We start from the raw sequence: 21,282 nt of genomic DNA on the forward strand, positions 1-21,282 counted from the left end.
ACGGCGCTGAACAACGGGGCGGTGTCGGCGGTGCTGTCCTTCCTGCGTACCTTCGTGTTCCAGATCGTAGGGATTTTGGGCCTGCCGCTGCTCTTCGGCGTGGATGGGCTATGGGCGGCTATGGCGGCGGCGGAGTGCGCCAGCTTTTTTGTCTCGCTGTACTGCTTCCTCAGTAGGCGGCGGCGGTATCAGTATGGGTAACAACAAAACGCGGTATCCACACCTCAGGGCTGGATATCGCGTTTTCCGTCTTAGCAGGGCAAGGGCTGCCAATGGCATCCGGATATCTGTCAACATAATTTAATGTTTAGTGAAGTCCCTGGGCATACCATCCTTGCCCCCACGCCCCAAATCCGCTATACTAACCCCATCAAGGAACATGAGGTGAGCAGATATGGACCACCAACATTACATGTCCCAGGCCCTGGCCCTGGCCCGGGAGGCCTACGAGGCCGGGGAGGTGCCTGTGGGCTGCGTCATCGTCCAGGGGGACACCATCGTAGGCCGGGGCCGGAACCGCCGGGAGGAGGACCGGGACCCCCTGGCCCATGCAGAGCTCCTGGCCATCGCCGACGCCTGCCGGACCCTGGGAGGCTGGCGCCTCCAAGGCACCCGGCTGTATGTCACCTTGGAGCCCTGCCCCATGTGCGCCGGGGGCATCATCAGCGCCCGGGTCCCGGAGCTATACTACGGGGCCAAGGACGAAGCGTTTGGGGCCTGCGGGTCCATCCTGAACCTCTTCGAGGAGAATTTCCGCCACCACCCCAAGATTGTGGGGCATATTTTAGAGGAGCCCTGCGCCCAGCTCCTGCGGGCGTTTTTCGCCCAGGTCCGCAGCGGCGGCCGCCAGCTTGACAATCCCAACAACCCAATGCTACAATGGGCGGACAAGCCCTTGAGAGGCAAGAGAAAGGAATGGTAACGAAACATGAAACGATTTTTCACCGCAGTGCTATCCCTCAGTGTCCTCCTCAGTCTCCTGTGCGTCCCCGCCCAGGCAGCGGGGGGCAGTGTGAGCATCGGCGAACAGTATAGCTTCGCTGGCAGCACCAGCCCGTACTATCAGGAGGAATGCTATTACGCCAGCCCTGTGGTCACCGACCTGGACGGCGACGGCAAGCTGGAAGTCCTCAACGCCGCCTATTCCATGATGGTCATGGACGCCGCCACCGGGGCGGAGAAGTGGCGCATCAACGCCGGCAAGGACCGCGCCGCCGGATACACCCTCAACGACAACCCTGGCCGCCAGGTGTTTACCGATATGGAAGTCCTGGACATCGACGCCGACGGCCGCAAGGAAATCGTCATCGGCTACGGCGACGGCTCCATCTCCGTGCTCAATGACCAGGGCTATTTCAAGCCCGGCTGGCCCCAGAAGCCCGTCAGCGGCAGCAGCGGGGTCCGCTCCCTGGCTGTGACCGACGTGGACGGCGACGGCCGGATGGAAATCGCCGTGGGCATGGGCGTGGCCGCCGAGGCCAGCGTGTGGCTCTACCGCTGCGACGGCAGCGTGGTCCCCGGCTGGCCCCAGCTCTCCCCGGACCATGTAGGCCAGGCCTACAGCTATGGCGTGTTCGGCGACGGCATCGCCACCGGCGACCTGGACAACGACGGCCTGCCGGAGATCATCGTCCCCACCGACAACGCCTACGTCCAGGCCTACAACGCCGACGGCTCCCTGGTGACCACCAACGAGCGCTATGGCAGCCGTCCCTGGGGCGGCGTGGCCATCTTTGAGGACTACGGCCAGGAAACCAAGTGCGAAAACGGCGGTTGGGGCTGGCCCATCCAGGGCGGGGAGACCCGGGCTGAGCTCTACCGGGCAGAACTGGGCCACTCCGCTGCCCTCTACAGCGATGTGGACGGCGACGGAAAAGGCGAGGTCATCGTCACCGCCATGATGATGGACCGTACCACCTATTCCCAGACCAACTGGCAGACCATCGCCGACTCCCGCTACATGACCGCCTTCATCTTCAACCAGGACCGCAGCCGCTACCAGAACAGCGCCAAGGGCTTTGACTGGTCCGCCGCCCCCCGGGACCTGGGTGCGCCCCTGAAAAAGGCGGACAGCGAGTCCATGTCCGGCGGCGTGTTCTCCGAGCCTGTGGCCGCGGACCTGGACGGCGACGGCAACCAGGAAATCCTCTTCAACGCCTACAACGGCAAGCTCCACTGCTTCGGCCTGGACGGCCAGGAGCACGGCTCCTGGCCCTTCACCCTGCCCAAGAGCAGCGCCACCGTCTTTGAGTACCCCACCGCCCCCGTCTGCGTGGACATCAACGGCGACGGCAAGAAGGAAGTCATCTTCGCCTCCTGGACGGACAGCAGCACCCCCAACGGCACCAACACCGGCGTCAACGGCGCCATCTACGTTCTCAGCCACGACGGCAAGCTCCTGGCCTCCCGGGACATCCACGACGGCTACGCCAACTATGAGGGCCAGGTGATCCACTCCAACGACGTGAAGTGCCCCCCTGTGGTCCAGGACGTGGACGGCGACGGGAAGTACGAAGTCCTGGTGAACACCACCTACTATGCCCTGTGCGCCTATGAGCTCACCACCAGCGCCCCCACCAGCGACTACGCCACCGACGTGCCTGTGGGCTCCTGGTACTTCAACGCCGTGGAGTACATGTACAAAAACGGCATGATGAGCGGCACCTCCCCCACCACCTTCGGCCCCAACGCCAACCTCTCCCGGGCCATGCTGGCCCAGGTGCTGTATAACCTAGAGGGCAAGCCCGCTGTCAGCGGCGCCCCCTTCCAGGATGTCCCAGCCAACCAGTGGTACGCCAACGCCGTGGCATGGGCAGCGGAAAACGGCATCGTCAGCGGCTACGGCAACGGTCGCTTCGGCCCCGACGATCCCATCACCCGGGAACAGCTGGCCACCATCCTCTACCGCTATGCCAACAAGAAGGGCTATGACACCAGCGCCAGCGCCAGCCTCTCCGGCTTCTCCGACAGCGCTTCCGTCAGCGGCTACGCCCAGGAGGCCCTGTCCTGGGCTGTGGGCGCCAAGCTGGTCAGCGGCATGGGCGCCAACGCCCTGAACCCCGCCGGCACCGCCACCCGGGCCCAGGTGGCCACCATCCTCATGCGCTTCTGTGAAAACCTGAAGGCCTGAACAAGCCCTTCCATCCCATCCCAAACCCACAGCAAAGACGCGGCACATGGTATCTATACATGCCATGTGCCGCGTCTTTCTATTGTGTGCCAGGCTCCATCTATTTCTATAGCAGAATCCTGCTAGGACTGGAAGAATGGTGCTAAGTTTCTCCCCTGGCTTCTACAAAGTTCCCAGACTCCCGCCATAGCAGGCCCGGGGGCCTTGTGCTATCATACAATCAGAAGCTGAGCCACGGCAGCTGCAACAGAAGCCCAGCACCGGAGGCCAAGCCAATCAAAGGAGGTAATTCCCATGAAAAAGACCATCGCTATTCTGCTCACCGCTGTTTCCCTGGTTTGCATCGGCCTCATGGCCACCGCCCTCATCGGCACCGCCGCCCTGAGCGCCGGGATCACCAAGGCCCTGCTCCCCATAGCCGGTGCCCTGGTCACTGCCTACGCCGCCGGGAAGCTCTTCGCCGCCGAAGCCACCCCCGCCCCCACCGTCACCACCAGTCCCGCGGCAAACCGGGCCTGAGCCGCCGCCCGAGCTGACTGCGCCACCACAGAAAAAGGAGGGAGCCCCATGAAACGCTATCTCATCAGTATCCTGACCCTGTTGGTCCTGGCCGGCCTGGCCGCCCTGCTGCTGTGCCTGTTGGCCTGCCTGCTGTTTAGCAAATCCTTTGGGGCATTCCTCCAGGCCGCAGCGCTGCCCCTGCTCATCGTCCTGGTGGCGGCTTACGCCGCCGGCAACAGCAACCGGGGGGGCGGCAGGCCCGCGATTCCATAAAAACATACCTCATTGCTAAAAAAACCGTTGGCCGGGATACTTCCATCCGGCCAACGGTTTTTTGTGGTGGGCACCTCCATTGTTTCCCCAGGTATCCGGGTGGCATCGTGCCTTGATTATAGCAAATCCGTGGGGAAAAGGAAAGAAAAATCGGGAGCACCTAGCTCCCGATTTTTTTACTTCGTGTCTTTGGGCTTATACTGCTCTTCCCCTGTTTCAATCCAAAGGATAAAGTCCGTAATTTCTGTGTCGGTCCACCCCTTGGCCCGTAGGCCTAAAATCAATCTTGATGATTCCTGCATATTCCTGCACCTCCTGAACCACTGGCAATTGCGCGCTCAAGGGCGGGGGATTTACTCCCCATCCGCGTCCAGATAATAGGAGGTAGAAAAGCTGCCGGTGAGGACTTTGCCGTCGGCCTGGGTGGCGGTGTAGCGGAAGGTGAAGGTGAGCAGGGGGTAGACGTGGCCTGCCGGGTCGGTGTAGGTCTCGGTGGCCGCTTTCAGGGCGGCGTCCTCGTCGTAGCTGATCTCAATGTAGCCAAAGCCACCGGCGTCGTAGCTGATGGAGGCCAGGTAGGCGGCCACCGCCTCGGGGGTGGTGACCTGCAAGGTCTCGCAGGGCTGGCCGTTGACGCTCACCTGGTCCACCTTAAAGGAGGCGAAGCCGTTGGTGGTGCCCTTGGCGGGGTGGAAGAGGAAGGAGATGAAGTTCTCCTGGATGGACACCAGGGAGTGGTCCCAGATCACCAGGTTTCCGGTGGTGACGCTGTTGTCCCCCCGCAGCTGTTGCAGCAGGGTGAGGCTCTGCCCCTTCCGGGGGGCGTCCAGGGCCTTGGCGGAGGTGAGGGCCACGTCGGCCCGCAGGAAGTCCCGGCCGGTGCCGTAGCTGCCGTCGGTGATGCCCAGCTGGTCAGAGAGGACCCAGGGCTCAGACCAGGTGAAATCCGCCCCGTCCAGATACCCCAGAGCCCGGAGGACGAAGGTGAGGTAGTGGGCGGCGGTGGTGGGCTGGTCGGAGCCAAAGCGGGTGAAGTCCACCCCATTGGCCAGGCCGTGGGCGTAGGCGTAGCCCACATAGGGCTCCGCCCAGTGGGGCACGTCGGTAAAGGGGATGTCCCAGTCCTGGGCCAGGGCCTCCTTCTCGGCGCTGAGCAGGCGCACCAGCATGGTGACGGCCTCGGCCCGGGTGGGGGCACGGTCCAGGGAGAACTGGGGGGAGCCGTCCTCCTGGACGCCCTCCCCAAAGAAGAGGCCCAGGTGGTAGAGCAGGTAGGCGGACTGTTGGGCCTGGGTGCCGGCGGCCCCGGCGGGGGCGGCCAGGGCAAAGGCCAGGGTACAGGACAGCACAAGTGCTAGGATTTTTTTCTTCATAACAGGGTCCTTTCCGGTGTGTCACATGGTTTTTTCCATTGTAGCACAAAGGGGAAAGGGGGTCAAGGGTGTCGGATGCTGGTGGATTTTGGGGAAAAAGCCTCCCTCTGGGAGGGAGGCAAACAGGTCGTGTTCGTTTCCACAAAGGGAGGCTTTGCCCTAAGGCGCCTCCTCCAACAAAAGCTGCAAAATCTTCTGATATAAGCGCTCCGGCTGTTCCCGGAACCGCTCGGCCAGGCGGCTGGCCTGGTCTTGGGAGACGGTGAGCATGTCCAGGGTCATCAGATTCCCCTTGTCGTCGTCCAGGATCAGCCGGAGGGTGACGCCGCCGCCGTCCTCCCGGGGGAAGGTCTCGGTGCGGATCTGAGCGTCCCGGCGGAGGATGGCGTTGACCTGGGCCAGGTTGGCCTCGCAGCGCTGGCGCACGGAAAAGGCCAGGCTGCTCTCACAGATGGCCCCGTTGCGCTGGCCCTTCTCGGTGATGGCATAGCGCTCGTCCTCCCCCACGGCCAGGTGCTGGGTCTCCACCAGCTCCGCCAGGGCTTCGGCGAAGTCGAAATAGGACACCCCCTCGTCGCAGAAGGACAGCTCCGCCAGGGTGGTGAAGTCCACCGGCCCTGCCAGGCGTGCGGTGATATAGAGGATTAAAAACTTGATGTCCAGCTTGTCGTGGATGAACCCCATACGGCCCATGGTGCCTCGCCTCCCTTTTGGCCCATTATAGCGCAGTTTGCCCCCTGCGTCCAGCCTTTCCAGGGGGTGGAATTTCCTGGGAAATCAAAAAACGGCAAAACTTTTGAAAAATCTGTCCAAAATCGCCCCCCTGAAGCGTTATGATAAATAGAAGGACGGTTCAACCAACAGAGAAAAGGGGGTGAGGGCTCTGGCCAGACCCATCCAGCCCGACAGCCGGGCCAAGCTGGAAGCGCTATACCAGCGCTACAAGGGGCTGCTGCTGTACATCGCCATGGAGATCCTCCAAAACCACCACGAGGCGGAGGAGGTGGTCCACGACAGCTTCCTGTCCGCCCTGGAGGCCATGGACAAGCTGGACGCCGTGGACAGCCCCAGGACCCGGGCCTACCTGGCCACCATCGCCCGGCACAAGGCCATCAGCCGCTACCGCCAGCGCCGCCCCCAGGCCCCCCTGCCCCCGGACCTCCCCGGCCCCGGCAGCTTGGAGGAGCAGGTGGACGACGGCCTGACCCGCTGTATCCTCCGCCTGCCGCCCCGGGAACAGGCGCTGATCCTGCTGCGCTATGACCAGGGCTACAGCCCCAAGGAGACGGCGGCCCTTCTGGGCCTGTCCTTGGGGGCGGCCTACAAGCTGGAACAGCGGGCCAAGAAGCATTTGGACGCGCTTTGCCAAAAGGAGGGGATCCAATGATACCAGAGGAACGCTTGCGGGAAGCCGCCCGGGAAGCGGGACGGATCATCGCGGCCAGTTACCCAGACCCAGAGGACTGCCACCCCCAGGTTTCCCCAGAGTTTGCAGCGAACATGGACCATATATTCCAACAAGCCGCCCGGCGGGACCATCTGGTCCGTGTCCGCCAGGTGGCCCAGCGGGTGGCCTGCCTGGGGCTGGTGCTGCTGCTGGGCTTGGGCACCTGGCTGGGGGTGGACGCCCAGGCCCGGGAACACTTCCTGGGCTGGGTGAGCCAGCAGGTGGAAGGGGGACAGCTCTACTCTTTCCGCGGGGAGCCCAGGGAGAAGCCCGACCCCACCCGTTACCTCCTGGCCCAGACCCCAGAGGGCTACGCCCCCCACTCGGTATACCTGGCGGACTTCGGGGCCAGCCACCACTTCCGCACCGAAGGGGGGGAGGCCCTGACCTTTGGCTATTGGAAGCGGGACAGCACCACGGTGAGCAGCAACATCTCCTTCTCCACCCAGGGGATGGCCCGGCAGCAGGTTACGGTCCAGGACCAGGCGGCGGACTTTTACCAGGGAGGCCAGGAGGGCAAGGGCAATCTCCTGGTCTGGTTCCAGGACAACACCCTCTTCTACCTGGACGGCCCCCTGTCCCAAGAGGAATTGATCCACCTGGCGGAGACCATCCGCCGGGTGCCCTGACGCAAAGGAGGCGTGGAATGAAGAAGAAACAATGCCTGGCCCTGCTGCTCCTGTTGGCGCTGCTGGGCTGCTTGGCAGGCTGCGGGGAACCACCCCTGGCCCAAATCCCCAGGAGCACGGGGGCGCCCCAGGGCATCCAAGAAATCCTGTGGATTCCCCCCGGCGGCCTGACCGGCTTGGAGGGTATGCTGGAAACCACCGGCGGCAGCGGGACCCCAGACGGTGCCACATTGGATCTCCTGTCGTCCCACGCCGACGGGAACGGCACCACAATGGCCTTACTGGAAACCTTTGGCGACGGCCATCAACTAAATATACTCTACAGCCTCACCCTCCCCAGCACAGGACGCCAACCCACCAACGAGGAACTCACGGCGCTGATTTATCTTGCCCCGGCGTTCAGCCCCCTGACGTATCGGGAGTATTCCACCCGGGCGGTCTCCTATGACCCGGACACACGCTGCCTCTACTGCTTTGCCTCTGTCTCCTTTGACGGCCCCGGCTACACAAACCAAGCCCTGACCTTCCGTCTCAGCGACACAGACCAGCCTGGCCAGGAGGGCGTCCATTGCTCCGTGACCTGGACCCCCCACAACAAAGCCCCCCACCGCACCGCCCAGGACAAGGGCGGCAGCTGCACCATCAGCCCCCTGTCCCTTAGCATCAGCCTGCCCATCAGTGTGGAGGCCGTCCAGGACCCCCTATCCCCCACGGACCCCCTGACCAGCGTACAGGAGAGCGTAAAGCTGGTCTATCAGGACGGCAGCGTTTTGGACAACTTCGGCGGCGGCTGGGAAGCCGACCCCATCAAAGCCCTCAACGCCAAGCCCCCCAGCGGCATCTTCCGCCTGGATGCCCTGGACCATGTGGAAATTTTAGACTATACCTTCGTCTTTGACCGCCAGGAAGGAGGCCCACCATGAAAAAGCTGTGGATACTGGTCCCGCTCCTGCTGCTGCTCACCGCCTGCGCCCCCCAAAAGAGCTGGTGCCCGGCGGCGTTGGAGCACTTCCACTTGACGGAAACCGATGTAGCCGGGTTGGAGGACATGGTGCAGCCCCTAAACGAGACCGTGGCAGGGGAGGAAACCAGCCTGCGCCTCCTGCAATCCATTGGGGATGGGAAAACCATCTACCTCTTCTATGAGCTGACCTTGCCGGAGGGCTGGGGGGCACAGCTGGCGGCGGAGGAAGGGTCCCTCAGCTTTGGCACCGCCTGCCAGTTCAACGACAAGCCCCTCCGAAAGGACCCCTTCACCAGCACCTACCACCCCTACAACAGTAGCAGCCTCAGCTGGAGTGAGCCGGAGGGGGACCGCATCACCGGCCATATTTCCTACGACTTCCAGGAGCCCTACACAGGCCGGCCCCTGACGGTCTTTCTGGGAGGACTCTCCTTATCTGCCCCCGGAGACCCAGACCAGCCAGAAACGGGGCCTCCCATCCAAGCCCACTGTGGCGACCTGCTCTCCTTCTCCTGGACCCCCACCAACCAGGCCAGCAGCGTCACCGCCACCGCCCCGCCCCAGGGGTTGGCCTGTACCGTCACCCCCCTGCGCACAGAGGTGGAGCTTTTCTTGGCCAACAGGGAGGACCCCTCGATCATGGATGACGCCATGTTCCGGTCCATGATTGCCCGGGCCCAGCTGCACTATGCTGACGGGACACAGGTGCAGGCAGGCTATGCCCTCAGCGGCGGAAATGGTGCGTACACCGCCGATATCCGCCCCAAACGGGGCAGCCTCTTCCAGCCAGAGCAGGTGGAGACGGTGGAGCTGGAAGGGGTCTGCTTCCGCTTCGCCCACTAGAGGCCGTGATGCCACCGTAAACGCACAAATCGCCAGGAGCAGGTTGCTCCTGGCGATTTTTATCGGATCACACAGGCGGTTTAACCGGGGTAGGCCACCATGAGAGACATGGAGCCCATTGTCCCGTTATATATCCCAAGGTCTAGCTGGCTGACCCTGTTATAATACTGGAACAGTTGTACGTTGAGGCCCATTTGGTTCCCACAGTCTGTCAGGAGCCCTTCGGGATACACCCGCTGGGCATCCTCCGAGGTGGAACCATAGGTTAAACCGTCCAACTGCCAGTGGAAGGGATGCAGGGCTTCCTTGGGGTCGGCAGTGTAATCTGTGATGTAGATGGTGGAGAACGCAATCGCCACGTCCTGGCTTTAGTGGACATACAGGGTATCCGCCCCCTCGCCGTAGCAAAAGACAGAGAAACCAGGGAAAAGGCCGTCGCCGACTGCTGTTCTCGGCAGGGTATCCTGTAACCCCTGGCTGACCTCGTAATCATACCCCTTGCTGTCGATGATTCCCGCGTTTCCTCCGTCCTCCCCAGCTTCGTAATGATACACCTCACGGTGGATTTCCCCCGCGTTTTCCCTCTCTTCTGGGGCATCCTCAGGATCCCACTGCTGGATATTTCCTTGTTCATCTTCTATATACGTTGGGAAACGAAACGGTTCATTGCTCAGGTCCTTGCCAGGGCCCAAACGTTCCTCAATCTCGGCACGGGTCTGGTAGAGCTCCACCTGCGCCCCGGTGCTGGGGTTGCTGAAGCCGGTGGGGGGCGGCGTGGGGGGAGCATACGTGCGTTGGAGGGTCATTGCCTCCACGCAGGCATCCTCCCCGGCCCGAATGTAGAGCCAGAAGCTGTCTTTTTTCTCATCGGTGCTGCCTTGGCAGGAGAAAACGGTGTCATTGCCCTCCTGGAAAAGCGCCTGAACCGGCCAGCGCCGGTACTCCTTTTGTACGTCCTCCATGGCGCTGCCGTAGGAAATGCCAGCCTCTGTGGTCCAGCGGAAGGGCGAGCCGACGGTGGAAGTTGTCCCGCTTAGAAAATACTCGCTGACGGCATCAATCACCACCACTTGTTCCTCTTCATACCGTATCCGCAGGGCACCCGCCTCCGTATTGTGGACAAAACAGCGCTCTGTCCCCTGGGCGGTGGACGACTCATATTGCAGCATACCCGGCCCCAAAAGCGCCTCCACCTCTTCCCGTGTCATATCCAAGTGGATGGTCATGCCACTCTCCGGGTCTGTGAGGCTCCTGGGCTCCTTGGCCTGTTCCATGCCCCGGAAGAGGGCGCAGACGCCTAGGACAAGCACCAGCAACAGGGTAAGCAAGAGGGCGGCGGGGCATACTCTGGGTACGTGGGCGCGGTGGGGGCGGGCTGCCTGCTGGGCTCCTGCTGTTGGGGGGTGGAGACCTGCACCGGCGCAGGGGCGGGAGCCTCTGGCAGGGGCAGGGTCAACCCCACCGGCACACACAGCCGCAGGAGCACCAGCAGCCAGAGGTAGTAGGCCGCCGCCCGGCTCACCCGTCCCCGGAGGAGGGGTTTTAATAAAAACAGGACACCCGCCAGAAGGGAACCCGCCAGGCTCAGCCCCAGAAGGGCCAGGATATGCTCTGTCACAATAGGGCCTCCTTTCCCGGTGCGTCAGGGGTTCCAATCATCCAGGGGGGTAAACCCTGAGGGCTTGATGGCCTCAAGCTCTTCCTGGGTCATAAGCTCGGCGGAATATATGCTGATGGACCACACCCCTTCCCCTTCCGAGAGGTATAGCTCCATGCTGTAGTCCTCTGTTTTCTCCACCGTATAGACGGTGAGATCCTCTATGCCCAGGTAATCCGCAACATCTGGGGAGGCCTTCGCCTCTCCGGGATACTGGGCCTGGACCTCCTCCAGGCTGCTGCCGCAGCCGATGCCCCTGGCGGTCATCCAGCGGAAGGGGGCGGCGGAACGTTCCAGCTCCTGGTAGACAAATTTCCCGTTGGCGTAGATCACACAGACACGCCCGTCAAGATAGCCCAGGGTGATGGCGTCCTCCCCGGCGCCGTAGTTATCATACAGAATGGTTTTCCTCTCCCCGTCGGGTCTCAGGTAGCCGGAAAATTCCTCCACCTGACGGCCCTCTCCCAGCAGGGTCTCCGCCTCCTCCTTGGTCATGCCCAGGCGGAGGACGGCCCCGCTGTCGGGGTTGCGGAACTGGTCGGTCTTGGCGGCGGCGGACGCGCCGGTAAAGAGGGCGCAGCCCCCCAGGGCCAGCACCAGGGCCAGGGTGAGCAGAATGGCGGCGGGGGTGGGTTTCTGTACCTTCACAATAGACACCAGCCTTTCTTGCAGGGTTTTCTTCTCTTCGCACAGGGTCACCGCCAAGGGGAGGGCCCCCATGGGGGCCTCTGCCGCCAGGAGGAGGAGGGTTTCTCCATAGTGTTTCCGAGCGGGGGCGTCCAGGGCCTTTACCACCGCCTCGTCGCAGGCCAGTTCACAGGCCCGGCCGATCTCCCGGCGGACTAGGATCAGCAGGGGGTTGAACCAGTGGATACTGGCGGCAAGGGCGGCGAACCACTTGACCAACAAGTCGTACCGCCGGGCGTGGGTGAGCTCGTGGGACAGGATATCCCGGAGCCGGGCGGGGTCGGTGAGGCCTACGGGTAGGACAATCACGGGGCGGAACAGCCCCAAAAGCAGGGGACTGCCTACGGCGGGGCTCTCCACCAGCTGGACGTGCCCCTGGGGTTCCAGTGCCGCCAGGATGGCCTGGGCCTCCTGCCCGGCGGGGACGGCACTTTGGGAAATGGTACGGCGGACGCGTAGGTAGCCGGTCACGTACCAGCCCCCCACCCCCACCGCCCCGGCGGCCCAGAGGGCGAACACCAGGGCGGGGAGGGGGTTCCCCTTGGGAGCTGGTTCCGGGGTTGGCCCGGGGGCTACGTCGCTCTGATTGGGTTGGGTGGCCTCCGGGCTGGTGGACGTGGCGGGGGGCGTCTGTCCGCTGGCCACCGGTTGTTGGGTGGTGGAGGCCTGCACCGGCACGGGGGTGCTCACCTCTGGCAGGGGCAGGGTCAACCCCACCGGCACACACAGCCGCAGGAGTACCAGCAGCCAGAGGTAGTAGGCCGCCGCCCGGCTCACCCGTCCCCGGAGGAGGGGTTTTAATAGGAATAACACCGCGGCCAAGAGGGACCCCAACAGGCTCAGCCGCAGGAGAAGGGCCATCATAGCGCCTCCTCTTTGCCTTCCAGGCGCAGGGAGGTGACGGTGTCCGTCTCGTCCAGACGGATGGTCAGGAGGAACCTTGTCTCCTCCACCTGGTAGAAGCGCCCCAGCTGGTCCCTTTGGAGACTGCCGTCATAGCGTGCATTCAAATCCTCCAACGTGTGGCCCACATGGATGCCCCGGGTGGTTTTCCAGTTGGCCCCCAGGGCTTCCAGGATACAGTCGTCCCCGGAGCCGGTGACCACCAGGGTGTCGTCCCCACTGCCATAGACCACCGCATCCCCTTGGGGTTTTCCGGGGCCCAGGGTGGTTTCCAGGGTATCCCAGGTCATGTTCCCCTCCATGGGGGAGTAGCCAAAGCCTGTGGTGATGTTGGCCAGGCATTCAATATTGTCAAAAGCGTCCCCGCCAGACCAGGGCATCACTTCTATTTGGTAGACCCCCGTCTCCTCCGTGAGGTAATAGAGGGTCATCGTCTCTTCGCCGTAGGCTGCATACATGGTCATCAGGCTGTCGGGGTCGTCGCCTCGGCCCTGGACAAAGCGGGAGCCGTCAGGCAAGAGGGCCTTCAGCTCTGCAAAGCTGTGGCCGTAGCTGGTGCCCTGGACTGCCTGGAACTGGAATTCCCCAGCCTCTTGGAACATCTTCTGGGCCTCCGGGGTAAACTGGCGGTTGACCCTGGGGTCGGAGGAATAGCCCGCACTGCTGAAGCAGTGCATCCCATGCACACGATCCCCCTCTACCTTGGTCATTTGCTCATAGTCCACCAGCAGGAGGCCGTCCGGCAGGTTATAGGCCACGGTAGGGTTGGAGAGGTTCATGCTCTCGACATAAAAGTCCTCCCCCTCTCCCAGCAGGGCTTCCACGTCCTTCCGGGGCATATCCAGATGGAGGGTGATATCCTCCTGGGGTAGGGTAAGGGTCCCGAAGGGGTCGGGGGCCTCTGCGTGATTGGTCCCCGTCACCAGGGCGCAGCCCCCCAGGGCCAGCACCAGCACCAAGGTGAGCAGGAGGGCAGCGGGGGTGGGTTTCTGTACCTTCACAATAGACACCAGCCTTTCTTGCAGGGTTTTCTTCTCTTCGCACAGGGTCACCGCCAGGGGGAGGGCCCCCATGGGGGCCTCTGCCGCCAGGAGGAGGAGGGTTTCCCCGTAGTGTTTCCGTGCGGGGGCGTCCAGGGCCTTTACCACCGCCTCGTCGCAGGCCAGCTCACAGGCCCGGCCGATCTCCCGGCGGACTAGGATCAGCAGGGGGTTGAACCAGTGGATACTGGCGGCAAGGGCGGCGAACCACTTGACCAACAGGTCGTACCGTCGGGCGTGGGTGAGCTCGTGGGACAGGATATCCCGGAGCCGGGCGGGGTCGGTCACCCCCCTAGGCAGGACGATGGTGGGGTGAAGCAGCCCCAGGAGCAGGGGGGCGTTGACAGTGGGGCTCTCCACCAGGCGGACACGGCCCTGGGGGTCTAGCTGGTGAAGAACGGCCTGGGCTTCCGGCCCGGCAGGGACGGCGGTTTTCCAGATGCGACGGGCCAAATGGCGGTAGCCGTGGAGATACCAGCCCCCCACCATCACAAAGCCAGTGGCCCAGATGCCCATCAACAGGCGTTCCGTCACCGCCACCGGCGGAATGGCCGCGGGGGTGGGGGTCACTGTAACCGGGGACGTCGCAGCCGCCACTGGGGTGGGCGTGGCCGGACTGCCCCCTGGGGCCGTCTGCACAAAGGCCGTGGCCTGGTCCGGGACAGCCAGGGTCGGGGCGGCTTGGGCTGGTAAGGTCAGGGTCAGGCCCCCAGGGATACACAGCCGCAGGAGCACCAGCAGCCAGAGGTAATAGGCCGCTGCCCGGCTCACCCGTCCCCGGAGAAGGGGTTTTAATAGGAACAGCACTGCCGCCAAGAGAGAGCCCAACAGGCTCAGGCGCAGGAGGGTGGTTAAGAAAGCAGTCATGATGAGCCATCCTCCTTTTCCCAGAGGTCTTGGAACATCCCTTGCAGCTCCGCCACGTCCTGGGCCTGGAGCTGGCCTTGCTCCACCAGGGCCGCCACCATGGCCTTGGCGCTGCCGGCGTAGAGCTTGTCAATGAGGCGTTGGGTCTGGTAGCGCCCCAGCTTGCTCTGCTCCACCAGGGGGCGGTAGTAATAGACCTCCCGCTTTTCCTGTCCCACGGCCCCCTTCTGGCACAGGCGGCGCAGGAGGGTTTTGGTGGTCTCGCCGTTCTTGTCCAGGGCGGCTTTCACTTGGTTCACAGTCAAGGGCTCCTGGGCAGCCCATAAAACTTGCATCACAGCCAGTTCGGCGTCGGTGATCTTGGTTTCTACATCCTTCATGGATATCCTCTCCTTTGCAGAAAAACCAGGTTACAATTGTACCTTCACCTATAGGGTACAACTGTAACCTGGTTTTGTCAAGTGTTTTTTTCAATCCTCCGGGAGCTGGGCCCCGCAGTGGGGGCACATGCCCAGGAAACGGGGGTTCTCAATGCGCACCGGCAGCCGCTCCCCGCAGGCGGGGCAGCGCCAGAAGCGGGAGACCAGCACCACCAGGGCCACCGCCACCACCAGGAGCAGCAGGATGTCCAGGGGGTAGGGGGGGAATTCCAAAAGGAAGTCGATGAAGATCAGGGCAACCAGGAGCAGCCCCAGGGGTACGCCCCCCTCCCGGAGGAATTTCCGGGGGTGGCCGGTCCAGGCGGTGAGATAGCGTTTGATGCGGGTTTTGAAGTCCATAGATATCCCCTTTTTCTTTTGTCGTTTCTGTTAGTGTATCATAGCGCCGCCGGGAGCGTCCACTATTTTTTCTTCCCAAAGGGTAAAGCCTATTGACAAGACAGGCTGATCTGGTATAATGATTCTAGTATTCAATATTTAATATTAGATACAAGTTTCTCTAGGACAAAGGAAAGGACGGTTCCCCATGGAGAAAAAACTGATCTTGACCGCAGAAACTGGTTCTGACCTCACGCCGGAATTGGCCCAGGAATACGGGATCTACCTGGTCCCCATGCACGTGACCATGGGGGAGGACTGCCTGGACGACGGCGCGTTCCCCGCCCAAGAGGTCTGCGCCTATTACGACCGCACCGGCAAAGTCCCCAAAACCAGCGCCTGCAACCCCGAGGACTTTACCAAAACCTTTGACGAACTCCACGCCGCCTATCCCGACGCCCACATCCTCCACCTGGCCTACTCCGCCGCCACCACCTGCTCCTACCAAAACGCCGGCATCGCCGGGGCCAACCGGGATTACGTCACCCGGCTGGACACCAAGCAAGTCTCCTCCGCCCAGGGGTTGGTGGCCATCCGCCTGGCCTTAAAGCTCCGGGAGCAGCCGGAGTTGTCCGTGGAAGAGGCGGTGCAGTACGCCAAGGAGATGGCCGCCGCCATCCACATGTGCTTCATCCCCAAGAACCTGGACTACCTCCGGGCAGGAGGCCGGGTGAGCAACGTGGTGGCCCTCACCGGGAACCTCCTGGGCCTGCACCCCTGCATTGAGACCATCAACGGGGAGCTGGTGGTGTCCAAAAAGTACCGGGGCTCCTTCCACCGGGTGATCCCCAAGCTCCTGGCGGAGTTTACGGAAAAGCACCACCTGAGCCGGGAGAGCATCCATTTCATCCGCACCCCGGGCCTGAGCGCCGAGCTGCAAGCCCTGGCGGAGGATCGGGCCCGGGCCCTGGGTTTTCAAAAAATCATCTGGCGGGACTCCGGCTGCGTCATCACCTGCCACGGCGGCGCCGGCGCCTTTGGCATTGTGGGACGGACGGCAGGGAAACGATAACATCCATCAAACAACACAGCCCCCTGGCGGACAATGCAGTCTGCCAGGGGGCTGCGCGCACGTATGGGGTAGCGCTAGGACCACCGGCCCTTCCCCACCCCCATGGCCTGCAAGGCGGCCAGGTACAGCAGCAGGCCGAACACCAGGGCGCCGCAGGCGGCAGGGAAGGTGCCCAGGCCGCTGCGGAGCAAGACGGTCTCCATGAGCTCCCCGCAGGCCGCGGCCAGGCAGGCCGCCAGGGTGGGGGCGGTGAACCAGGAGAACACCGGGAGCTGTAAGCCCGTGGCCTGGGCGGCCACCAGCCAGCTGAGCACCGCCCCCAGCAGGGAGCTGAGGACGAAGCCCAGGGCATAGCCCCCCATGCCCAGCCGTCCCACCAGCAGGCAGGTGAGCAGGAGCTGCACCCCGTCACACACCAGGGCGATGGCCGCGGAGCTCCCCTGGCGGTTCAGGCCGTTGAGGACGCAGAGGAATAGGGTCTGCCAGCAGGAGAACAGCACCCCCAGGGCCAGCAGGGGGAGGTGGTCCCCCACCCCTGCTTGGCCGTACAAGGCCTCCCCGATGGCACTGCCCAGCACCGCCAGCAGGGCCAGGGCGGGGATGAGAATCAGGTTGGAGGCCCCCACGCTGCGGCGCACCTGCCGCCGGATCTCCTCCTGGCGGCCCAAGGCGCTGTACTCAGAGAGCTTGGGGGTGAGCACCAGCCCCAGGGCACTCAAAAAGGCCGTGGGCAGCAGCAGCATGGGCAGGGTCATGCCGAAGGTGACGCCGTAAGCGGACACCGCCTGGCTCTGCTCCATCCCCCCCTGCACCAGCAGCCGGGGGATGAGCACCGCGTTGGCGGAGGAGATCAGGTTCCCCAGCAGGGCCGCGCCCCCCAGGGGGAGGGCGATGTGAAGCACCTGCCGTTGGAGGGCGGCGGGTTGGAGGCGCTCCCCAGTGAGCTTCCCCGGGGCCCCCAGGGAGAGGCGGAAGAGGAGCAGTTGGGTGATGGCCGCCAGGACTTCGCTGCACACCATCCCCAGCACAATGACCCCCACCGCCCCCTCGGCGGTACCAGGCCGGAGGACCACCAGCAGAGCCAGGATAAACGCCGCGCGGACCACCTGCTCCAACAGCTCCGTGATGGCGGCGGGGTAGACCCGGCCGGTGCCGTAGAAATAGTGCTTGTGGAGGTTCTCCGTGCCGGTGAGCAGCAGGCAGGGCACCAGGAGCATCAGTCCCAGCCGGGTCCGGGCGTCCCCCAGGAGGTACACCGAGGCGGCGTCGGAGAACACCAGCAGCGCCGCCCCCGGCAGCACCGCCAGCAAAAAGAACAGCCGCAGGGCCACCCCCCGGAGCTGGTAAATCCCCCGCCGGTTCCCCAGGGCTTGATAGCGGGCGGAGAGGTTGGACACCGCCGTGTACAGCCCCACCCCCGTCAGGGACAGCAGCACCGAATAGAGGGGGAGGATCAGCTGATACAGCCCCAAAATCTCCGCCCCCGCCAGCCGGGTGAGCAGAATCCGGTAGAGGAAGCCCACCAGTTGGGACAGCACCCCCGTCCCCGTCAAAACCGCCACAGAGCGCACAACACCCACCTCCCTTTCCGTTCAGACTATGCGGGAGGGGGGCGGGGCATGCGTAAAACGGGGGCAGGGACCTTTGTCGTCCCTGCCCCGTCCGTTTGTCAAAGAGCCCAAGCCCGAAGGGCTAACTTTTTAAGATTCATAGCCGCAAACGTAAGCCCCACCCAATGGGAAACCCCGTCCACAGCGTTTTTCCATTATCATGGCAGCATTGGAATTTCTGCGTTTGATGTTGCTACACGGCTGCGGAATACGAGGAGAGCAGCGACACCGCGATCTCCTTGGCCTTGGAGCTGGACACATCTTTCCCCGGGGACTCCCCCAGGTAGACGCAAAAGTAAACGCGCTTTCCCTCCAGGTCAGCAAAGCCTGTGAACCAGGCATCCACCACAACGCCCTCGGCTTTGCCCATCCCCGTTTTCCCGTAGAGGCCAAGGCCGTCCCGGCTCTCTTCCAGGCACAGCATGACCCGTTCCAGCCAGGCCAGGGTTTGGGGGGAAACGTCTGACTGGCCGCCAAAGAGCTTGTACATCACGTCCGCCTGTTCCCTGGGGGAGATTTTCAGGGAGGATTCGAGCCAAAACCCAGTCAGTGCCCGGTTGTCGTTGTTGGTATTGCTCCGGCCTTCCCAGTCAGAGCAGTCACAGTTGCCGTATTGCAGGGCATCCAACCCCCGTTGTATGGCCGCTTTCCCGATCTCATCGGTCACTTGACGGAAATACCACACACAGGAGAAGCGAAAGGCCGATTCAAAGTCCAGGTCCCTGTTCCAGTCTTCGTTCCAGAATACCTCCCCGCTCCAAGCCCGCACAGAATCCTCCGGGTCAATCGTGCCGGTTTCCAGGCCGATGAGGGAGGCGATGATCTTGAAGGTAGAGCAAGGGGAGCGCCGGGTGTTTGCCAACGCTGGGTTGTAAACCCAATAGCTGTTTTCCTCCGGGTCGTAGAGGACTGCCGCCCCAGTCAACCCGTCAAACTGGCTGGACCAGTCGGCCTCTATGATTTCCGCCGGTTCCTCTGGGGGCGGTTGGGACAGCGAAATGTCCCCGCCACCCGCCTGCTCCGGCGGGACGGCTTCCCCGGCACACCCCGCCAAAAGTGCCAGCGCAAGCAGAGCGATCCCGATTTTTATGTGTTTCATGGTGTAGCCCCTTCTGTCATAGTGAAGTAAACGCCCCGATCAGCTGTATCGGGGCGTTTGCTCGTTATTGTTTTTTCAAAAGCTCTACGTATTTTTGCCGCTCCGCCTCCGGCACCTTCAGCGCCGCCATGGCTTGGTCTGGGGAAAGGTTCATGGTTTCCATGAGGCTTTGGATGGAGGATACGATCCCTTCCGTGCGGCCTTTGGCCACACCTTTGGCCACACCTTTGGCTATCCCCCTGGCCATACCTTTGCGCATCACGCCTTCACTCAAGTTACACATAGACGACACCTCCTCATCCAGTTTCTGCGTCATTGGAATGTCATACTCATCCTCTAAGAGTTTCTTTTTGTCCACTACGCTAGTTTCAGTGGAGAATAACACATCCAGCATTTTCAACACACCCTGGTAGTTCTCCCCCTCTGGCCTGCCCAAACAGATCATGACAACGGACAGCAGGTCGTAGTCTTTCGCAGGTTCTATGGATTCCCCTACCAACCGTTCTTCCACCAAACGATAGCGGTTGATGGTATTTTCCTTCCGTTTGGGCGGGTCCATGCAAATCCAGATGGAATAGACTTTCTTGATCTTCTCATAGTGGGAACCGGTAAATTCCCGGCCGTACTGGGAAGAAATCATCCGGCTGCCATAGTATATGCCCCGTTTCAGGATGGGATAGCCAGGGTAGTAATCGTTCTGGGCCTCCACGTTGACGATCAAGGCGATCACATCTTCTGTGCCGGGGACGATAGCCCGGAAGCGGATATCATAAGTGACCGTACCCTCATGGATGGATTTATCCTCGGTATCCAAGCCGTGAATGACGGTGCCGCTCTCATCCGGCAACACCGGGATAGCGGACACCTGGGGCTGCCCCTCAATATACTTCTCCGCAATCTCCCGGACGCTGCAATCTCGATACTCTTCCAGACAGGACTTCATAATCCACGCCAGGATAAACTTTTCCGACAGCACCCGCTTACAAGCCGCGTCGTACCGGGCATTGGTATCTGCCAGCCCTTGGGCCATGGTTGTCCCTATATCCACGGGCCTCACCTCGTTGCTTCTATTTTACCACGGCTGCCCCGGAACGTCCATCCCTTTTTCAGGGGCCCAACAACTCCCGCTTCCCCTGCCGCCAACAGGCCAGGGCACACAGGGCCGCGCCCAAGGCCAGTAAGGCCAGCACACACAGCAGCTCCGCCCCTGGAAACAGGGCGGCGGTGCCGCCCGCAAGCACAGGCCGGTTGAAAAAGGCGTATTTCATCACCCAAGGGGCGAAGAGGGCGCCAGCCAGCAGGAATAAGGGTACCGCCTTGAGCAGCATGGCCACGTAGTTGCCGCTGTACTGGGACAGGAATACCGTCAAGGCCCCGGCCCCCAGCCCTAAGAGCAAACACATCCCCACCAGCACCAGGAGGTATGCCCCAAAGCTCCAGTCGAACCAGGGGAACAGTGCGCCGCTGTAGCGGTTGTAGAGGGAGAAATCTCGGAAGCACAGGGGGCCCTGGCTGAGATAGGGGAGGGCATAGGCGGCCAGGTTTACCACCGTGAGCACCAAGGCGCTCACCAGGGCGGCGGCCATCTGGGCTTGCAGCACCCGCACCCGCCCCTGGCGGGAGGCCCATTGCTGGGGACGCATCCGGTGGAGGCGGTCCCGCACCAGGGTGGGAGAGAGCAGGAGCACCACGCTGAGCACCACCCACAGGGCTAGGTGCTGGGCGTACTGGCTGGTGGAATCCAAAACAGACTGGGGCAGGTAGCCCCGGCCTCCGGCGTCCAAGGCCCGGATGCGCTCCTGAAGGGGCTGGGGGGCGGCTTGGAACGCGGCTGTCTGGTAGTAGCTGTTATGTTCCAGGTTATCGTATGCTTCCAGGAAGCTGTCCAGGGCTTGGATTTGGTAATAGTTTGTCACTTCGGGGATGGGGCCATTTGTCCCCGCGTAGGGATAGGCCTCTTGGAGGGTATTCCAGTCCTCAATGCCGTTGCGCTCCTGGTATTCCAGGGCCGCTTGGCTGTAGGCCAGGAAGCTGTTGTAGTCGTGGAAGGGGAGGTTTTGGTAGAACGCCACATCCCGCTTCCATTCCTCCCAATCGAAGGGATAGCCGTGGCTCATGTCGTAGTCGTACCTTTCCTGCAGCGACGCCAGCCGCCGCTGGGCGAAGCCTGCAAGCAGGCTGGAAAACTCCTCCAACATCTTCTCCCGCTGCCCGTCCAGCGCTGCCCGCTCCTCCGGCTCCAGGGTGGGGCCGTAGCGCTGGGCCCAGCCGCTGGAAAGCTGGAACAGGGCCTTGGCGTTCTCCCCGTTGCTGAAATACTCAATGGAAAAGGAGGCGAAGAGGAAGAAGTATACCACCCCCAGCACGGCCAACACGGCCAGGACCAGGGGGTTGATGATTTTGAACAACTCCTGTCGAAACAGGCGCAT

General features: G+C 62.7%; 23 protein-coding genes and 1 pseudogene. 10 read left to right on the top strand and 14 right to left on the bottom strand.

Going from position 1 to position 21,282, the window contains the following annotated elements:
• From ACTOZL_RS07490 to ACTOZL_RS07510, 5 genes and pseudogenes are all read left to right on the top strand, one after another.
• A pseudogene (locus tag ACTOZL_RS07490) lies at positions 1-201 on the top strand (MATE family efflux transporter); the annotation flags it as partial.
• 193 nt (positions 202-394) lie between these two features.
• Entirely contained in the window at positions 395-922 is a 528-nt protein-coding gene (locus ACTOZL_RS07495; RefSeq protein WP_482477638.1) for a nucleoside deaminase, read from the top strand.
• Between the two features lie 6 nt (positions 923-928).
• A complete protein-coding gene (locus tag ACTOZL_RS07500) occupies positions 929-3,130 on the top strand; it encodes an S-layer homology domain-containing protein (protein WP_482477639.1) in 2,202 nt (733 codons plus the stop codon).
• Between the two features lie 294 nt (positions 3,131-3,424).
• Positions 3,425-3,649 carry a hypothetical protein gene (locus ACTOZL_RS07505; protein WP_482477641.1) on the top strand — a complete coding sequence of 75 codons (225 nt, stop codon included), beginning with the start codon at positions 3,425-3,427 and terminating at the stop codon, positions 3,647-3,649.
• Positions 3,650-3,697: 48 nt separating this feature from the next.
• Positions 3,698-3,904, top strand: coding sequence for a hypothetical protein (locus ACTOZL_RS07510; protein WP_482477643.1), 207 nt, complete (start codon positions 3,698-3,700; stop codon positions 3,902-3,904).
• Between the two features lie 176 nt (positions 3,905-4,080).
• On the opposite strand, the gene ACTOZL_RS07515 is transcribed toward ACTOZL_RS07510, so the two are convergent.
• The 3 genes from ACTOZL_RS07515 to ACTOZL_RS07525 all read right to left on the bottom strand — a co-directional run bounded on the left by ACTOZL_RS07515 (position 4,081) and on the right by ACTOZL_RS07525 (position 5,970).
• Positions 4,081-4,206, bottom strand: a complete 126-nt coding sequence (locus ACTOZL_RS07515; RefSeq protein ID WP_482477644.1) for a hypothetical protein — start codon at positions 4,204-4,206, stop codon at positions 4,081-4,083.
• A 51-nt stretch (positions 4,207-4,257) separates the two neighbouring features.
• Complete coding sequence (locus ACTOZL_RS07520) at positions 4,258-5,277, bottom strand: hypothetical protein (protein WP_482477645.1); 1,020 nt, start codon at positions 5,275-5,277, stop codon at positions 4,258-4,260.
• Between the two features lie 159 nt (positions 5,278-5,436).
• On the bottom strand, positions 5,437-5,970 hold the full coding sequence (locus tag ACTOZL_RS07525; RefSeq protein WP_482477646.1) for a DUF4364 family protein: 534 nt from the start codon (positions 5,968-5,970) through the stop codon (positions 5,437-5,439).
• A 181-nt stretch (positions 5,971-6,151) separates the two neighbouring features.
• Between ACTOZL_RS07525 and ACTOZL_RS07530 the strand changes: the two genes are divergently transcribed.
• The 4 genes from ACTOZL_RS07530 to ACTOZL_RS07545 are packed head-to-tail and all read left to right on the top strand — an operon-like array spanning position 6,152 to position 9,160.
• On the top strand, positions 6,152-6,664 hold the full coding sequence (locus tag ACTOZL_RS07530; protein WP_482477648.1) for an RNA polymerase sigma factor: 513 nt from the start codon (positions 6,152-6,154) through the stop codon (positions 6,662-6,664).
• A complete protein-coding gene (locus tag ACTOZL_RS07535) occupies positions 6,661-7,353 on the top strand; it encodes a DUF4367 domain-containing protein (protein ID WP_482477649.1) in 693 nt (230 codons plus the stop codon). Before ACTOZL_RS07530 ends, ACTOZL_RS07535 begins: the two co-directional genes overlap by 4 nt.
• Before the next feature lie 17 nt (positions 7,354-7,370).
• Entirely contained in the window at positions 7,371-8,276 is a 906-nt protein-coding gene (locus tag ACTOZL_RS07540) for a hypothetical protein (protein WP_482477651.1), read from the top strand.
• A complete protein-coding gene (locus ACTOZL_RS07545; protein ID WP_482477653.1) occupies positions 8,273-9,160 on the top strand; it encodes a hypothetical protein in 888 nt (295 codons plus the stop codon). Before ACTOZL_RS07540 ends, ACTOZL_RS07545 begins: the two co-directional genes overlap by 4 nt.
• A gap of 80 nt (positions 9,161-9,240) precedes the next feature.
• Here ACTOZL_RS07545 and ACTOZL_RS07550 read toward each other — a convergent pair whose 3' ends face one another.
• From ACTOZL_RS07550 to ACTOZL_RS07580, 7 genes are all read right to left on the bottom strand, one after another.
• On the bottom strand, positions 9,241-9,519 hold the full coding sequence (locus ACTOZL_RS07550) for a hypothetical protein (protein ID WP_482477655.1): 279 nt from the start codon (positions 9,517-9,519) through the stop codon (positions 9,241-9,243).
• Positions 9,520-9,528: 9 nt separating this feature from the next.
• Positions 9,529-10,488, bottom strand: a complete 960-nt coding sequence (locus ACTOZL_RS07555) for a hypothetical protein (protein ID WP_482477656.1) — start codon at positions 10,486-10,488, stop codon at positions 9,529-9,531.
• Positions 10,458-10,778: a M56 family metallopeptidase gene (locus ACTOZL_RS07560; RefSeq protein WP_482477657.1), complete on the bottom strand. Its 321-nt coding sequence runs from the start codon at positions 10,776-10,778 to the stop codon at positions 10,458-10,460. The genes ACTOZL_RS07555 and ACTOZL_RS07560 overlap by 31 nt, the downstream gene beginning before the upstream one ends.
• Before the next feature lie 24 nt (positions 10,779-10,802).
• On the bottom strand, positions 10,803-12,368 hold the full coding sequence (locus ACTOZL_RS07565) for a M56 family metallopeptidase (RefSeq protein WP_482477659.1): 1,566 nt from the start codon (positions 12,366-12,368) through the stop codon (positions 10,803-10,805).
• Positions 12,365-14,314 carry a M56 family metallopeptidase gene (locus ACTOZL_RS07570; protein WP_482477660.1) on the bottom strand — a complete coding sequence of 650 codons (1,950 nt, stop codon included), beginning with the start codon at positions 14,312-14,314 and terminating at the stop codon, positions 12,365-12,367. The genes ACTOZL_RS07565 and ACTOZL_RS07570 overlap by 4 nt, the downstream gene beginning before the upstream one ends.
• Positions 14,311-14,694: a BlaI/MecI/CopY family transcriptional regulator gene (locus ACTOZL_RS07575; protein WP_482477661.1), complete on the bottom strand. Its 384-nt coding sequence runs from the start codon at positions 14,692-14,694 to the stop codon at positions 14,311-14,313. Before ACTOZL_RS07575 ends, ACTOZL_RS07570 begins: the two co-directional genes overlap by 4 nt.
• A gap of 90 nt (positions 14,695-14,784) precedes the next feature.
• On the bottom strand, positions 14,785-15,093 hold the full coding sequence (locus ACTOZL_RS07580; protein ID WP_482477662.1) for a hypothetical protein: 309 nt from the start codon (positions 15,091-15,093) through the stop codon (positions 14,785-14,787).
• Positions 15,094-15,280: 187 nt separating this feature from the next.
• Here ACTOZL_RS07580 and ACTOZL_RS07585 point away from each other — a divergent pair, with 187 nt between their 5' ends.
• Entirely contained in the window at positions 15,281-16,144 is an 864-nt protein-coding gene (locus ACTOZL_RS07585) for a DegV family protein (RefSeq protein WP_482477663.1), read from the top strand.
• 74 nt (positions 16,145-16,218) lie between these two features.
• On the opposite strand, the gene ACTOZL_RS07590 is transcribed toward ACTOZL_RS07585, so the two are convergent.
• The 4 genes from ACTOZL_RS07590 to ACTOZL_RS07605 all read right to left on the bottom strand — a co-directional run bounded on the left by ACTOZL_RS07590 (position 16,219) and on the right by ACTOZL_RS07605 (position 21,282).
• The gene (locus tag ACTOZL_RS07590; RefSeq protein WP_482477664.1) at positions 16,219-17,715 is read right to left on the bottom strand and encodes an oligosaccharide flippase family protein; all 1,497 of its coding nucleotides are present in this window, start codon (positions 17,713-17,715) and stop codon (positions 16,219-16,221) included.
• A gap of 232 nt (positions 17,716-17,947) precedes the next feature.
• Complete coding sequence (locus ACTOZL_RS07595) at positions 17,948-18,853, bottom strand: penicillin-binding transpeptidase domain-containing protein (RefSeq protein ID WP_482477665.1); 906 nt, start codon at positions 18,851-18,853, stop codon at positions 17,948-17,950.
• A 64-nt stretch (positions 18,854-18,917) separates the two neighbouring features.
• Positions 18,918-19,901, bottom strand: a complete 984-nt coding sequence (locus ACTOZL_RS07600) for an Rpn family recombination-promoting nuclease/putative transposase (RefSeq protein ID WP_482477667.1) — start codon at positions 19,899-19,901, stop codon at positions 18,918-18,920.
• Positions 19,902-19,959: 58 nt separating this feature from the next.
• The gene (locus tag ACTOZL_RS07605) at positions 19,960-21,282 is read right to left on the bottom strand and encodes an ABC transporter permease (protein ID WP_482477668.1); all 1,323 of its coding nucleotides are present in this window, start codon (positions 21,280-21,282) and stop codon (positions 19,960-19,962) included.

This window comes from Evtepia sp., assembly GCF_056797215.1.

What these genes read in the sequence shown, in the direction of transcription:
- ACTOZL_RS07500 (WP_482477639.1), top strand. Translation starts at nt 929, where the DNA reads ATGAAACGATTTTTCACCGCAGTGCTATCCCTCAGTGTCCTCCTCAGT.
- ACTOZL_RS07595 (WP_482477665.1), bottom strand. Translation starts at nt 18,853, where the DNA reads ATGAAACACATAAAAATCGGGATCGCTCTGCTTGCGCTGGCACTTTTG.
- ACTOZL_RS07575 (WP_482477661.1), bottom strand. Translation starts at nt 14,694, where the DNA reads ATGAAGGATGTAGAAACCAAGATCACCGACGCCGAACTGGCTGTGATG.
- ACTOZL_RS07515 (WP_482477644.1), bottom strand. Translation starts at nt 4,206, where the DNA reads ATGCAGGAATCATCAAGATTGATTTTAGGCCTACGGGCCAAGGGGTGG.
- ACTOZL_RS07540 (WP_482477651.1), top strand. Translation starts at nt 7,371, where the DNA reads ATGAAGAAGAAACAATGCCTGGCCCTGCTGCTCCTGTTGGCGCTGCTG.
- ACTOZL_RS07580 (WP_482477662.1), bottom strand. Translation starts at nt 15,093, where the DNA reads ATGGACTTCAAAACCCGCATCAAACGCTATCTCACCGCCTGGACCGGC.
- ACTOZL_RS07585 (WP_482477663.1), top strand. Translation starts at nt 15,281, where the DNA reads ATGGAGAAAAAACTGATCTTGACCGCAGAAACTGGTTCTGACCTCACG.
- ACTOZL_RS07520 (WP_482477645.1), bottom strand. Translation starts at nt 5,277, where the DNA reads ATGAAGAAAAAAATCCTAGCACTTGTGCTGTCCTGTACCCTGGCCTTT.
- ACTOZL_RS07505 (WP_482477641.1), top strand. Translation starts at nt 3,425, where the DNA reads ATGAAAAAGACCATCGCTATTCTGCTCACCGCTGTTTCCCTGGTTTGC.
- ACTOZL_RS07545 (WP_482477653.1), top strand. Translation starts at nt 8,273, where the DNA reads ATGAAAAAGCTGTGGATACTGGTCCCGCTCCTGCTGCTGCTCACCGCC.
- ACTOZL_RS07570 (WP_482477660.1), bottom strand. Translation starts at nt 14,314, where the DNA reads ATGACTGCTTTCTTAACCACCCTCCTGCGCCTGAGCCTGTTGGGCTCT.
- ACTOZL_RS07565 (WP_482477659.1), bottom strand. Translation starts at nt 12,368, where the DNA reads ATGATGGCCCTTCTCCTGCGGCTGAGCCTGTTGGGGTCCCTCTTGGCC.
- ACTOZL_RS07495 (WP_482477638.1), top strand. Translation starts at nt 395, where the DNA reads ATGGACCACCAACATTACATGTCCCAGGCCCTGGCCCTGGCCCGGGAG.
- ACTOZL_RS07535 (WP_482477649.1), top strand. Translation starts at nt 6,661, where the DNA reads ATGATACCAGAGGAACGCTTGCGGGAAGCCGCCCGGGAAGCGGGACGG.
- ACTOZL_RS07605 (WP_482477668.1), bottom strand. Translation starts at nt 21,282, where the DNA reads ATGCGCCTGTTTCGACAGGAGTTGTTCAAAATCATCAACCCCCTGGTC.
- ACTOZL_RS07510 (WP_482477643.1), top strand. Translation starts at nt 3,698, where the DNA reads ATGAAACGCTATCTCATCAGTATCCTGACCCTGTTGGTCCTGGCCGGC.
- ACTOZL_RS07525 (WP_482477646.1), bottom strand. Translation starts at nt 5,970, where the DNA reads ATGGGCCGTATGGGGTTCATCCACGACAAGCTGGACATCAAGTTTTTA.